Source organism: Rhizobium sp. BR 362, assembly GCF_036528765.1.
GTDB lineage: Bacteria > Pseudomonadota > Alphaproteobacteria > Rhizobiales > Rhizobiaceae > Rhizobium.
Map to the genome: position 1 here is coordinate 1 of NZ_JARWGH010000026.1, position 13,324 is coordinate 13,324.

Below are 13,324 nucleotides of genomic sequence, written 5' to 3' on the forward strand. Positions count from 1 at the left end.
AATTATCTCGCGGGCGAACAGGGGGATGCCGTCAATGCCGTTCTGGCCGCCGCCGGATACAACTTCTCTCTCCTGCTGCGATGGTTCAGGAAGCTTTTGCGTCTGTTCGCCGCACTCTTCATCACGTTCCAGAGCCGACCAATACCCCAGCAAACTCCCTGAAAGCGAGTTCTTCACGATCGACTATTGCCTGCGCGGCTGAGATCGGCGCAGTCGTCGGAGTGATTGAGCGCCACGACCCAGAAACCGGAGTCGGCGAGGGTTCTGCCGCTTCGGCGCAGGCTTACTGCCGTCTCTTTTTGACTTTACGCAATTGAGCTTGTCAGATTTTTCCGCCGTCTCGATCGCCTCGCCATGTCTTCAACCCAAGATCCACCAATCCGCGTGATCCTATAACCGCTGCAAAGCCTGGGCCCGGCGTCCCGCTGCAAGCTACAATGCAAAAGCCTACTTCCGCTTTTGTGCAGCTATAGGTAGAGTTGACGCGTTCGCTGTCTCCCGCGCTCGCATTTTCGTTCATTCGTTTTTGTACTATTTCGAAGTTGCCATTCTAGCCTTAATGCAATCCTTATAACGCTCCCGTTTCAGAGAATGTCTCTTCTTTCAGATTCTGGCCCTTGCTAAATAGATGCCGCAGCTTCAGCGTTGATGATCTCATGGGCGACCCCTCCTTCGCCGCTGCTCTTCGTGAAGCCGCGCTGGAGTTATTGGCAATCCACCGAAGAGCGCCCAGAGTGGTGCGCTATGTCGCCGATCTGCAGAAGTGGCTGCTCAGCCAGGCGGCGTTAGCATTGCATTTCGAGCGAAGCCTCTACCCCTCCTGTCGCCTCTAACCGCTTCGAGCCTCGCGAAATTCTTGATGGAAAATCGCATCGCCAGCCACAACACTGCAATCTCGCATCTAAAGGAGATGGCGCATTATGGCTTGTTCGAGCCAGTGGAGACCACAGATCGGCGCGCCAGCCCCTTGCAAGCAACCGCCTATGCCGAACAGCTAATTCGCCAATGGTTCGACGGACACCTTCGCTCGCTCGATAGCATGGACGGGGGAGATCGGTATCGCCGCTCCGAGGCAGATCCGACGATTCTCTTTCGTGCCCAGCCACAAGTCGCACGTCGGCTATTTAACCATTCCGACTGGTCCCGGCCTCCGGAAACCATCGCACTGTTCGTCAAGTCTGAATCCGGAAGTAACATATTGCATGATCTCATGTCGCGCGTGCCACTAACGCAAGCGACGGGTGAGCGCGTGTGGGTCGGTGCTGTCTCGGCACGAGTTGCCGCGACAGAGTACGTCATCTCCCGCAGCCATGCCGGCAGAATGCTAGCGGCCGCCGAAGAAAAGGGATTGTTGGGTTGGGAGCCTGCGAAAAAGAGTGGCGACTGCTGGATTTCCACTCAACTGGTGCTCGACTACAGACGTTGGCAGGCTGTGAAATTCTCCGTCATTTCCGAGGTTCTAGCGAACATCTTGTAAGTGAAGACAACATCATCAACTGAGGAAAGCACATTATATCCGGGCCGCTTCCACGCGCGACATACGCATGAGATAGCACCCCAGTTGCCACGCACCGGGAACTTTCTTCTGATTTGTTGGTCGCAGTTGAAGGGATCAGAACCTACGACCCTGTGGGCAGAAAGCCTTCCCAGCGGACATCGGGCTTGGCTCGTTTGCATCGACCCACTTGTCGAAAGGTGGCGAATTGCGGCTTCGCGGCGGAGGGGACAAGAGCCGCTGCTTGAACTTCTTGAGACAAAACTCAAGACCCGGCCCGCCGCGTTTCCTGAAAGAGACCAACTCGACCGGGAGTGGGGGCGGCTAAAAACCGCTATGTCCTGGCTCGAGGCGTTCTCTCCGTTTTGTCAGCGACATGTGTGACGACGTAGGCGATGACCATGTAGATCACGACGGCGACCAGGAACGCTTCGGGGTAGTAAAAGCTCAGCGCGGCGGTCAGTTGCGACTGTGCGAGCCGACCACTTCGATAGCGAAGCCGAGCGACAGTGCCTCCATGATCACCATGAGGGAGTTGGCGAGATCCGGGATGGCCGCGACGATCACCTGCGGCAGCATGACCCGGCGGAAGAGCTGGCTTTTCTTCTAGCCGAGCAAATAGGCGGCATCCGTCTGCCCCGTGTCGAAAGAGTTCAGCCCGCCCTTGATCACCTCCGGCTGGAAGGCCGCGACGCAAGCGGTCAGGGCCACAATGAGCGTCACCCGGTTGGGCGTCGAGTGACCGTTCCTGGAGGTGCGAAAATTATCGCCGCTCGTTACAATTCGCCATACGACGTTTCCGGGCGCTATCACACCATAATGCCTTCTCGCCAGATAGCCTCGACCTGTCATCCATAACAAGTGCCGATTCAACGGTGTGGCCGGTGGAAACTTCAACGTTATTCGGCGCCAGCTGAGCGATCGCCCAACAGAATGGAGAAGATGTCATAACCAGTTCCAAGAGCGTCGCTCTCGTCGCCGGGCATCGACCGTCGTAGTCCGCTCGCGCCATTTAGCCACCTTCTCGGGTTCAGGCCGTAGCGGGCGGCAAGGGGACTGGGTGCTTTCTTGTGACGCTTGGAGTTCGGCTCCAAAACGCGGCAGGGGTGCCGGCACTGAGCGGAGTAGGCGGGCGACCGGTTCATGGACGTCCATGCGATTTTGAACCGTCTCGTTCACAACTTGACCAATGACTCCTCAAATTCGGTACCTCAGGTCGGCCTTCGTCGTTCTTAACGGGAACACGATAGCGGCGGCGAGTAAACCAACCATACCGCCCAATGCCGTCTCCCATAGCCGCGCGGCGAGAAGAGTATAGGAGTGCTCTCCCGTGGCCGCCAACGTCACAACCAACGCGTAGGCATAAGCGCCGCATGCGATGTCATATCGTTCCGGCAGCGCCATTGCATAGACTACCATGGCGAGCCCGGCGGCCATCCAGACGACGAGCGGATAGTCGATCGCGGCAGGCAGCATTGCCAGGCCGATCGGGACGCCAACTGCTGTGCCAATGATACGCCGGCGCACCCGATCCATCGTTCCCGACATCGATCCCGCCACGACATACGCACCTGCCGTGACAGCCCAGATCGACTCCTCGAGCCCGAGGATGGCGCTCAGAATTACAATTGCGAGAGCAGCGGTGGCTCCCTGGAGCCCCATGGCCAGCTCGGGCGAAATCCTGCCTGGCAGAACCACCGGCACAGGCATCGGAGCTGTCGGATGTTCGGATGGTCCGCTCAGAACCCTTGGTATGATAGAGGCGACCGCCGCAATCGCTCCGGATATTAGGATCAGACCAATGTCGTTTTCGGTGAGACCTGCGCCATAGGCAAGAAGCTGACCGATGAAGAACTGAGAGCCGATGCCCGCCCCCGTTGTTCCAAGTCGTCGAAGATAGCCGACAAGAAATGCCCCTAGCACCAGCACGATCTCGGAAACTGCGGGGACCCAGAAATTCACCACCGGAACTATGGCTGCCGTGACAATCGCGCCTGCGACCGCCGCCATCGCTAGGAAAAGCAGATCTCTCGTCGATTCGAGCCGGGCGGAACGCGCCTCGGACACACTGCCCCAAAGGGCAAAACCCGCGGCGAGAACGCCTAAGGCATTGCCTTTAGGGACGGAATAGGCACTCGCGTAGTGTGCTCCGGCAAGCGCCGCGAGGCCGAAGGCGGTTACAAGCCGGATTCCTTTGATCCGACGGTGGCTTCCTGGATCCACCTTCTCCAGCCGCCGCGCAATTGAGCTCAGCATGATTCCTCCAAAGATAAAGATAAGCGCATGCTCATTGGCGGGCTTCGGCACTGTTGATCGTCTTATGGCCATTTACGATAGCCCTCGGCACATTGTAGGCCGACGTGGAAGCGAGATGGGCTTTACGAATGCTCCATTGGTTCGACACCTTTTGCTGTCGAAGCCGGGACGAACGCCAGAAGTGTTGCGGCAGCGATTAGCAATATCCCGAATGCAAGAAGCGGAAGCGGGATCAATAATCCGGCCAATCCGCCGCCGCCGACCGCGCTTAACGACTCTGCCCCGACCTGCAGCGCCTGATTGTTGCCCATCACGCGACCTTGCCGTTCCCCGGAGACGGTATTGGCAAGCAGCGTCGGGCATGCCGCAAGGGCAAGCGTACCCATGAAGGTAGTCAATCCGCCGGTGATCCAGATCGAACTGAGCCCCGCCGGGAGAGTGACCGACATCATGGTCAAACCCGCTGCCATCGCGGCACAGACAGCCAGCCGATGCAGGCCCATGTATTTCGCCATTGGCGCTATCGCCCCAAAACTTGCGATTGCCGAAATAGCGGCCAGACCGGAGTAAATCAGTGTCGTCTGGTCCACCGTCGTATGCCAGCGCTCAACCATGTAGACGAGGACCATACGGAAGTAACCGAACAGGCCGAGATAGAGCAGGAAGTTGATCAGGTAGAGCAACCGGATCGGACGGTCGGTGAATACCGTTCCGAGATTGACGAGAGCCGCGAGGGCCTTGAACTGCTGGCCYGKGCCCGGCTGCAGCGTCTCTCGGAAACTGAGCCAGATCCAGAGAACAGTAGCGGCCAGCAGCGGGATCATCAGCCAGAAGGGCGCACTCCAGCCGAGATAATGCGCCAGCTGACCTCCGGCGACGGGACCGGCGATGTAGCCGAGACTTGACGAGGAATAAACCCGCGCAAACAGGCGCGGCCGCTCGACCGGTCCGGCAACGTCGGAAATCGCACTCTGCGCGATGGCGATGTTGGACTCAGCTAAGCCACCGATCAGACAGCCGGCCGCGAGCAGCGCAAGCGAACGCCATTCGATACCGAGCGAGATGACGACGTAGGCAGCAATCGTGACGAACAGAGAGACCAGGAGCACGCGCCTGCGCCCGTACCGGTCGGACACCGCGCCGACCACCGGTGACCCCAGAAATTGTCCGAGCGGGTAAATTGCRAGGASGACCCCGATAACCGCGCTGCGTTGGCCAGCCGTCGTGCCCGGGTCGAGAAAGCCATTGTCTCCCATCAACATCGGGATGAACAGCGTAATCATCAAAGAGTAGCCGCAGAACCCGATGAAGGTGACGATGTATAGCGGCAGCACCGTCTTGATATCTGCGCGTCGTTTCATTTCCGTTTCTCAATTCTCAACGTTTCGAAAGTACCCGTTCAGAATGTCTGGGTTGCAGGGTTTGCGTATGGGCCGGCTGCCGGTCTATGACAGGCGGAAGTGCCTGCGGACGGCTCCAACGAAGTGATGGTCGTCGAGATTGCATGGGATTCTCCAGATTGCGGAAAGCGCCTGCCACTGAGCTATTGCTGAAAGATCAGCAGGGCGTAGGCGAGGAAGAGCACGAGATGAACGGCGCCCTGCATCACGTGGGTGCGGCCGCTGGCGAAGGTGATAATGCTGACGGCAAGCGTCACGATGAGCATCACAAGATCGCTGCCGGTTAGGCCGAGCGTCAGCTGGTGCTGGTTAATGTGGCCGATGAAGAGCATCGCGGGCACTGTGATGGCGATCGTCGACAGCACCGAGCCTAGAGAGATGTTGACGGCGCGCTGCAGACGGTTGGCGATGGAGGCACGCACGGCGCTGATCGCTTCCGGCGTCGCCACAAGCACGGCCATGATGATGCCGCCGAGGGCGGCTGGCGCGTGCACCGTCTCTATGACGTAGTCGACGGGAACTGCGAGCTTTTCAACGAGGAAGACTACCGGCGCCATATAGGCCAAGAGCAGCAGCGAGTGCAGCAGGATGGAGGAGCGCGCTGTCGTTCGTTCTGTCTCGGTCAGTAGCCCGCCTTCCTCCGCGAAGAAGTGCTGGTGCCGGCCGGCTTGCAGCATGAGGAAGATGCCGTAGAGGACGAAGGAGACGACCCCGAGAATCATTTGGCTCATGCCGGAAGCCTGGCTGCCGTCGGAAGGAAGGAAGGAGGGCAAGATCAGGTCGAGGGTCGCGAGCGGCACGATGACACCAAGATAGGCGTTTGCACCCTGCATATTGTGCGATTGTTCGCGCCGCCGCCAGCCACCTATCAAGAGCGACAGACCAACCATGCCGTTGAGGATGATCATGATCACGGCGAGAAGCGTGTCGCGGGCAAGCGTTGGATTGTTCCCGCCATGGATCATGACCGCCGAGATCGCAATCACCTCAATAGACGTGATGGTCAAGGTAAGGATCAAGGTTCCGTAAGGTTCTCCCAGCTGCTCGGCCAGATGATCGGCGTGTCGCACGACGCAGAGAGCCGCTCCAAGTACCGAGGCGAACAGCCAGATGAAGATAAAGGCGAACCCAAACGGCTTCGACAACGCCGCAAACAGGGTTTCATCGAGAAACATGAAAGCAAGACCGCTGAGAGCGACAATGGGAAGAAACCATTCCTCACGCATGAAGCGATGCACATGGGAAGGAGACGATGCATGAGCAGTCATTGGGATTTCTTTCGGGTGACTTGACGAGGATGGTGAAAGCAGGCCCGTCGGGCGCTCCTAAACGGACATATGCAGCCGCAGGCGGCGCACGGCGGGCGATGCGAAAAGGCTGTCCGTTGCCTCATGATGAACCTCATTGGTTTTGAACATTCAAAATTGCGACGGCCAGACATGCACGCACGACCGAGCGGTGCTACGGCCGCTTCGAAAGCGTCCGCCTATCGGGAATTTCGATGTGAGCGCGTGAACGGTCTTCGCCGGCCTATCGATGCCACTCCGCTTGAAACAGTGAGGCCGCAAAGCGGATAGCGAAACCGAACGCACGTGAAGACAAAGGTTTTTATCGCCTTTCGAGCAGGCGGATGTTTACAGTGGAAAGTTTACAGTGTAAAGATACAAAAATGAAAAAGATAAATTATCCTCCCGAGACGAGATCAGCTCGGCACGCCGATTTGATTGATTGGCCCCCGCCGTGCCGCATGCACCTCTGGCGTCGCGGCGGCCGACTTGCCTCTGTCGCCGCGCCAAATCCGCGTTGGCGGGCGGTGAAATCCGCTTGCAGGTGTTCCGATGAGAAAGGCACTCACTGTCGTTTATGCCACCGGCGTCCTGGACCCCGCCGGTATCGGCCTGACGCTTCCTATTTTTCCGCGGCTTCTTCAGGAGGTCGGGCATTCCGATGATCTCGGTTGGCGCTTCGGTGCCTTCCTCGCGATTTACGCGCTCATGCAATTCCTGTTTTCGCCGGTGCTAGGCTCGTTGTCCGATCGAATAGGCAGGAGGCCGGTCATGATCTTCTCCCTAGGGGGATCGGTGATCGACTATCTGTTCATGGCCTCAGCCCCTTCGCTGTGGCTTCTGTTTCTCGGAAGGACGATCGCCGGGATAACCGGTGCCAGCAACGCTGTGGCTTGCGCCTATGTCGCCGATATGACGAGCGAAGCGGAACCGACGCGTCGTTTCGCCCAGCTGAGTGCCTGTTTCGGTATCGGCTTCATTGCGGGTCCGGCGGTCGGTGGAATGCTGGGAGAATACTCGCTCCGCCTTCTTTCATTGCAGCCGCGATCCTCACTGCAGCTAATCTTCTGATGGCTTTCGTCTTCCTGCCGGAAACGCGGAGACTTCAGGTCGCAGCATCGAAGCCGAGCTTCAATCCGCTTGCGAATCTCACGTGGATCTTGGAGTTCCCCCAGATCCTGCCGCTCATTGGTGGCTTCTTCATTCTTGCTCTGGTCGGCGAGGTCGGCGGCACGGTGTGGGTGCTCTATGGTCAGGACAAATTTTCCTGGTCGCCGATGATTATCGGCATCTCGCTGGCCGCGTTCGGATTCTTTCACGCCGTCGTACAGGCCTTCGTCGCCGGTCCCATAAGCGAGCGGTGGGGGCAACGACGAGCTTTGCTGATCGGAATAGCGTCTGACGGCGCAGCCTATATTTCGATTGCTCTTGTCTCATACGGTTGGATGGCTTTTCTGCTCATGCCGCTCTTCTGCCTGGGAGGGATCGGCGCGCCCGCGCTGCAGTCTCTCGTCACCAGCCCCAGAACTGTATGTTATTCGGGAAAAACGAGAATTGGCTCCGGCGATCCGCTTCGCCCCCGGCACTGGTCGTGATCGTGCTCATCAAACTTCACCTTCGATAATGCTGTGGTCAGATCGAGGCCGTTGGCGACAGGCTCGGATAAGATTTCCCCGTAGATAAAGCTTGACAGAAATGTTGTCAATGGTAACTTACCGCCGTAAACATTCATGGAGTAAGAACATGCTGCTGGCCTTCGTTCCATTTCTGCTCTTTGCCGTGCTCGATCAGCGGATCGGAATATCTCCCTCGTTGATAGCCGCCGCTTTGGCTTCGCTCGCCATCGTCCTGCGAGACCAGTTGATCTTAAAAAAGCCTCCGAAGATCCTTGAGGTCGGCTCCCTTCTGTTGTTCGGCGCCCTTGGCGGCGCGACGATCTTTACGGCTTTTGCGCCGTCGGTGATTCAGGTGCGCCTGCTCGTCGACATCGGACTGCTGGCGATCGTCGCGGGCTCGATCGCTGTCGGCAAGCCTTTCACGCTACAATATGCGCGCGAACGAGTGTCGCCGGAAATCGCGTCTACTATGCGCTTCAGGAAGACGGCAACACGCATCGCTCTTGCCTGGGCCGCGGCATTCGCCGTCATCGTTGCCGCCGACGCTGCAATGAGTTATCTGCCTAGCGTTACCACAAGTCTTGGCACAGCGGTCATCATTGCCGCGCTTGCAGCCGCTTTCTGGTTTACTTCCTGGTTGCCGAAGGTTTCAGCGGGAAAATTATGAAGAAGAATGAAGACACAGCGACCAAATCCTATCACCATGGCGATCTCAAGAAAGCACTGCTGAAAGCCGCGGAGCTCATCCTTGAAGAAGATGGAATCCAGGCGCTCTCGCTTCGCGAAGCTGCCCGGCGGGTGGGCGTGTCGCATACCGCACCGCGCAATCACTTCGGAGACATGACCGGTCTCTTGAGCGAATTGGCGGCAGAGGGCTATCTACGCTTTGCAGACGCATTGCGGAAAGGCGCCGATGCAGCAGGAGACGACCCGCGTTCCCGCCTGCGTGCAATGGGTCGAGCTTATCTCGGTTTTGCAATCACCCACCCCGGCCTGTTCACTCTCATGTTCAGATCCGAACAGCTCGATACGAGCCGCCCGGCTCTGCTCGACGCTCTTGCCGCCTCGCGCTCGGCTGTGGAACAGGCGGTTTCGGCAAGGACCCGCGAAGCGGACGATGTGTCGCCACTGGCGCAGGCCGCCCGCTTGGTCGCGGTCAGATCCCTGGTACATGGCTTCGTCGTCCTGCTTCTCGAAAACCGCCTTCGCGGCGTGATGGCATCGGTTCCGGGAGCGGATGCGGTAACCCTGCTTGACGCCGTCATGGACAGCCTTTCCTTCGCGGGCATCGACTAGGCTCTCCGCAACATTCCCCACACGCCCTAAAGAAAGCCTTCCTCGGTTATTTGCTGAGCACAGTGCCTGTGTTCAGGCGACGGGCTGTCTGCCAGCGAATCTGCGCACCACCCGGTCAATGGAATTGACCGGCGTGCCTCCTCAAGCGCGTGGCGGTCACGGCTATCTTCATGCATTGAGTGTCGATAGTTGGGAGCATTGCGAGCAGGGGTTTCCGGCGCCGAAAACGCGGCTAAAAAATTCAGCAAATAATGTTGACACTGTAAACTTACCAGTGTAAACATGATCTCGCGATACCGATCAAACAGACGATATCGCCGGGCGCGGTCGTTCGCATTGCGGATGCGAGACCTTGCCGGAATTTTCTCAAGTCCAGTTGGACGCCCAAAAAGGCGTGATCGGTTTCGGGCTCTCAAAGAGGCCCGAGCCCGCTCGCGCCCTGTGGAAAGGAAATCAAAATGAACACCACTATCGAGAGGCGCCGTCTTGTAGCGTCTCTAGCCCTCGGCACCGTCATTATGCCCGCGGCCGCCCTGATCGCCGCTCCCGCCCATGCCGAGCAGGGCAATATGGAAGCCGCCATGCGCGCCTTGAACAGCGCGCTTCGGTCACTTCATCGCGCGACGCCTAACAGGGGCGGCCACAAGGCGCGGGCTGTGCAGCTCATCGAAGAGGCCATGGCCGAGGTCCAGGCCGGAATGACTATGCCGCCATCCACGGCGGCGGCTGACGACTAAAGGCCCGAAAATTCCCGATCAATCAAACATCCTTCACGCAAAGGACAAGACAATCATGAAAACCTCAATTGCCGTTCATCTTCTTGTAGCGGGCGCTCTTTACGCCTTGCAGCCCGGCGGCTCCTTCGCTGCCGAACCGAATGCGCCGCACGTTCCGCTGCAAAAAACCATTGGCCAGCCATCGACACAGAATCCGATCGCTTCGCTGCTCATCATCAATTCCGAGAATGCCAGGCTGGACGGCGACAAGCTCATCCTGACGGGTGTCGCCAAGAACGCGATCGTCTTTGCCGATCGGCCGGTCAGAGCGGCCGGTCATCTGGCAACCGATGAACTCATCGGGCAATGGTCCGAGGGACCGGACAGCTTCGACAAAGACCCGCCGAATGCCACCATTTCCGTGCTCGGCGAAGGACACGATGTCAGCGATGCCGTCGTGACCCTGAAATCACCGAAGTTCGATGGCACGACCCTGACCTTCGACGTCACAGTTTTGGAGGGAAGCTTGTCGGGCACAGGTCCGGCCGCCCTCTTTATCGATCATTGGCGCGGTTGGCACGGCGGCGCATGGTATGGCGTCGGCCTGGCAACGGGCGCGGTGATTGGAGTTGCCGCCGCCAGCCACCCCGTCTACCCGGCCTATTATTACCCCTATTATTATCCGCCGGTGGTTGAAGCTTCGCCTTGCCCTCCCGGGTATTGGATTGGCCCCTGGGGTCATTGCCGCAACACGCCCTATCACGGACGTTTGCCGAACGGCGCCTGGCAGTAGACCTCCTGGCTTCGAACAATATGGCCGACCCAATTGCGGTCGGCCGATGCCCCCCAAATTGACATCCACAGAGAACGATCATGACCACTATCCGCTATGCGGGGCGCCGGCGTGCGCCCTGGTATCTGCGCGCCGGTGTCGCAATCGCAGCCCTGCTCGCCGTATCATCCGTGCTCTCGCTCGTCCTGGCCGTCGATACCGAAGGCCGGGAACAGGCCGCCGGTTCATTCTACCTTGCCGATCCTCAAGCGATCGATGGGCGTCCGGGGACGATCATAAGATCCGAACAGATGCCATTTTCACCGCAGGGTACGAATGCCTATCGAATCCTCTATCGGTCGAGGGGCCTGCATGGCGAGGCGATCGCCGTTTCCGGCGTCCTTATAGTGCCGCAGGAGGGCGATAACCAAAGCCGACCGATCGTTGCCTGGGCGCATCCAACGACCGGCGTTGCAACCCAATGCGCGCCTTCGTTGCGCAACTCCGTTTTCCGCCAGGTCCAGGGTCTGAACCGGATGCTTTCGGATGGCTTCGCGGTCGTTGCCACCGATTACCCCGGCCTCGGAGGTCCAGGCGTCCATCCCTATCTGATCGGCGACAGCGAAGGCCGCGCGGTTCTCGACTCCGTTCGCGCCGCGGGACATTTGCTCGGCCAGGAGAGGCCGAGATTTGCGGTATGGGGCCATTCCCAGGGGGGCCAGGCAGCACTTTATACCGGATTGCTTGCCCGCCCTTACGCGCCGGATCTCGATCTCGTGGGTGTTGCAGCGGCCGCTCCTGCAACCGATCTTCGCACGCTAATGAAGGATGATTTTGCGACGAGCGGCGGCAAAGGCCTTACGGCTCTGACCCTGTCCTCATGGTCGCGGGTCTTCGACATCCCGCTGGACTCCCTGGTCGTTCCGACAGCTCTGCCGACGATGGACCGTCTCGCGAACGGCTGCATCGAAACTATCTTCGATCTCCTTGCAAGACGCATAGAGGAGCGGCCGCTCGGCAAGACCTTCCTGACGATTTCGGATCCGACGGCCGCCGAACCATGGAACAGGCTCCTTGTTGAGAACTCTCCCCCGCCGGTACCGCCTGCTTATCCCGTCTTCATTGCCCAAGGAATGAACGACGATATCGTCCGTCCGAAGGTTACGGCTTCCTATGTTCGCCGTCTGTGCCTTAACGGCGACAAGGTAGAGTTCCTGACGATACCGCGCATCGGCCACGGCTTCATCGCCCATGACGCTGCTGATCAGGCGGTCGACTGGATAGCGGATCGATTCGCCGGTCGCGTCCCTAAGAGCAATTGTGTTGCTGGTGAACCGGTTGCGGAAATCTTGGGACACGAGGGGGGTGAACAGCCATGACCTCGATCCTGCTTGGTGCGTTGGTCTTCGTCATTTTGGTTGCGGCGACCACATGCGGCATCATCGTCCGCGATCGCTTGCCAGCTCATCATCTCAGCCTGGAATCCAAGGAGGTGATCCGGCTAGCGACCGCCGTTGTCGGCACGCTCTCCGCTCTGGCGCTAAGCTTATTGATCGCCTCAGCGAAGGCCACCTTCGACAACGCGCACTCGGAGATGGAGACGACTGCCGGGCATGTCCTGTTGCTTGACCGGCTGCTTGCCCATTATGGCCCGGAAACAGATGCAGATCGGAAAAAGCTGCGCGAACTGGTGCAACAGCGTCTTGATCGTGGATGGTCCGCCTCCGCGCAAGACGACGATGGCAAAGAAAGCACCCCAGCCTACCGTGATATCGAGACGGTACAGGACGATTTGCGACGATTGATCCCCAACGGCCAGGCACAAAACCTCGTGCGCGCTCGAGCGCTTGAAGTCAGCGGCATGATCGCGGAAGGCCATTGGCTAAAGATCGATTCCGGTGAGGAAGGATTGCCATGGCCATTCTTCGTGGTCATGACCTCTTGGCTGGCGCTTTTATTCGCAACTTTCGGCCTGCAAGCACCGCCGAACAGAACTGTCCTGACCGTCATCCTTGTTTCGGCCTTGTCCGTGGCCGGTGCAGTCTTCGTCATCTCCGACATGGCAAATCCCTATGCTGGGGTCATCAGGGTCTCTCTTGAGCCATTGCAGATAACAATGGAGCGGCTTGGTCAGGCGTGAGGAAAGCGAGCTCACCGCCTACGACCAATCGAGATCCCGAATCGGGCGGCGTCCCGCACCGGGGAGCAAGAACGATGCTGTTTGCAGTGCAGTTGACTGGAACCCTGAACACCGCAAATTGGATTGTTGGCCGGCATTCTTTGTACCGCGGATCCTTGCAGCGAGCCCCTTGTTCGAAACAGGCGCCGGTCTAGCTGTGGAGCCTGAACTCCTCGAAACTGTCTGCCGATCGGGCACCGCCGCCCGCCAGCCTGCAGCTTGGGTGCGTTCAGGGAGGAGGCCTGCAATGACGGAAACGCCATTGCTCGCACCATTTGCCGCAGTACTGACTTGAACGGCATCTTGAT

At 58.8% G+C, this 13,324-nt stretch carries 12 protein-coding genes and 2 pseudogenes; 10 read left to right on the forward strand and 4 right to left on the reverse strand.

The features are described 5' to 3' along the window. Together QDY28_RS23265 and QDY28_RS23270 are read left to right on the forward strand one after the other, a co-directional pair. Nucleotides 1–162: pseudogene (locus tag QDY28_RS23265) on the forward strand (IS5/IS1182 family transposase); the annotation flags it as partial. Nucleotides 163–859: 697 nt separating this feature from the next. Beyond that, nucleotides 860–1,477, forward strand: coding sequence for a hypothetical protein (locus QDY28_RS23270; protein WP_331383943.1), 618 nt, complete (start codon nucleotides 860–862; stop codon nucleotides 1,475–1,477). A 352-nt stretch (nucleotides 1,478–1,829) separates the two neighbouring features. Here QDY28_RS23270 and QDY28_RS23275 read toward each other — a convergent pair. The 4 genes and pseudogenes from QDY28_RS23275 to QDY28_RS23290 all read right to left on the reverse strand — a co-directional run. Next, nucleotides 1,830–2,242 (reverse strand): annotated as a pseudogene (locus tag QDY28_RS23275) (ABC transporter permease subunit); the annotation flags it as partial. Nucleotides 2,243–2,692: 450 nt separating this feature from the next. After that, complete coding sequence (locus tag QDY28_RS23280) at nucleotides 2,693–3,802, reverse strand: FUSC family protein (protein ID WP_331383944.1); 1,110 nt, start codon at nucleotides 3,800–3,802, stop codon at nucleotides 2,693–2,695. A gap of 71 nt (nucleotides 3,803–3,873) precedes the next feature. Beyond that, nucleotides 3,874–5,112 carry an MFS transporter gene (locus tag QDY28_RS23285; RefSeq protein WP_331383945.1) on the reverse strand — a complete coding sequence of 413 codons (1,239 nt, stop codon included), beginning with the start codon at nucleotides 5,110–5,112 and terminating at the stop codon, nucleotides 3,874–3,876. A gap of 182 nt (nucleotides 5,113–5,294) precedes the next feature. Beyond that, nucleotides 5,295–6,419, reverse strand: a complete 1,125-nt coding sequence (locus QDY28_RS23290) for a calcium:proton antiporter (protein ID WP_331383946.1) — start codon at nucleotides 6,417–6,419, stop codon at nucleotides 5,295–5,297. Between the two features lie 570 nt (nucleotides 6,420–6,989). On the opposite strand from QDY28_RS23290, the gene QDY28_RS23295 reads away from it, so the two are divergent. From QDY28_RS23295 to QDY28_RS23330, 8 genes are all read left to right on the forward strand, one after another. After that, the gene (locus QDY28_RS23295; RefSeq protein ID WP_331383947.1) at nucleotides 6,990–7,508 is read left to right on the forward strand and encodes an MFS transporter; all 519 of its coding nucleotides are present in this window, start codon (nucleotides 6,990–6,992) and stop codon (nucleotides 7,506–7,508) included. After that, nucleotides 7,508–8,032, forward strand: coding sequence for a hypothetical protein (locus QDY28_RS23300; RefSeq protein ID WP_331383948.1), 525 nt, complete (start codon nucleotides 7,508–7,510; stop codon nucleotides 8,030–8,032). The genes QDY28_RS23295 and QDY28_RS23300 overlap by 1 nt, the downstream gene beginning before the upstream one ends. Before the next feature lie 148 nt (nucleotides 8,033–8,180). Continuing rightward, a complete protein-coding gene (locus QDY28_RS23305; protein WP_331383949.1) occupies nucleotides 8,181–8,720 on the forward strand; it encodes a hypothetical protein in 540 nt (179 codons plus the stop codon). After that, nucleotides 8,717–9,349, forward strand: a complete 633-nt coding sequence (locus tag QDY28_RS23310; protein WP_331383950.1) for a TetR/AcrR family transcriptional regulator — start codon at nucleotides 8,717–8,719, stop codon at nucleotides 9,347–9,349. Before QDY28_RS23305 ends, QDY28_RS23310 begins: the two co-directional genes overlap by 4 nt. 458 nt (nucleotides 9,350–9,807) lie before the next feature. Further along, on the forward strand, nucleotides 9,808–10,086 hold the full coding sequence (locus QDY28_RS23315) for a hypothetical protein (protein WP_331383951.1): 279 nt from the start codon (nucleotides 9,808–9,810) through the stop codon (nucleotides 10,084–10,086). Nucleotides 10,087–10,141: 55 nt separating this feature from the next. Beyond that, nucleotides 10,142–10,858 carry a hypothetical protein gene (locus QDY28_RS23320; protein ID WP_331383952.1) on the forward strand — a complete coding sequence of 239 codons (717 nt, stop codon included), beginning with the start codon at nucleotides 10,142–10,144 and terminating at the stop codon, nucleotides 10,856–10,858. Nucleotides 10,859–10,938: 80 nt separating this feature from the next. After that, a complete protein-coding gene (locus QDY28_RS23325) occupies nucleotides 10,939–12,216 on the forward strand; it encodes an alpha/beta fold hydrolase (RefSeq protein ID WP_331383953.1) in 1,278 nt (425 codons plus the stop codon). Continuing rightward, nucleotides 12,213–12,977 carry a bestrophin-like domain gene (locus QDY28_RS23330; RefSeq protein WP_331383954.1) on the forward strand — a complete coding sequence of 255 codons (765 nt, stop codon included), beginning with the start codon at nucleotides 12,213–12,215 and terminating at the stop codon, nucleotides 12,975–12,977. The genes QDY28_RS23325 and QDY28_RS23330 overlap by 4 nt, the downstream gene beginning before the upstream one ends. Nucleotides 12,978–13,324: the final 347 nt, after the last annotated feature.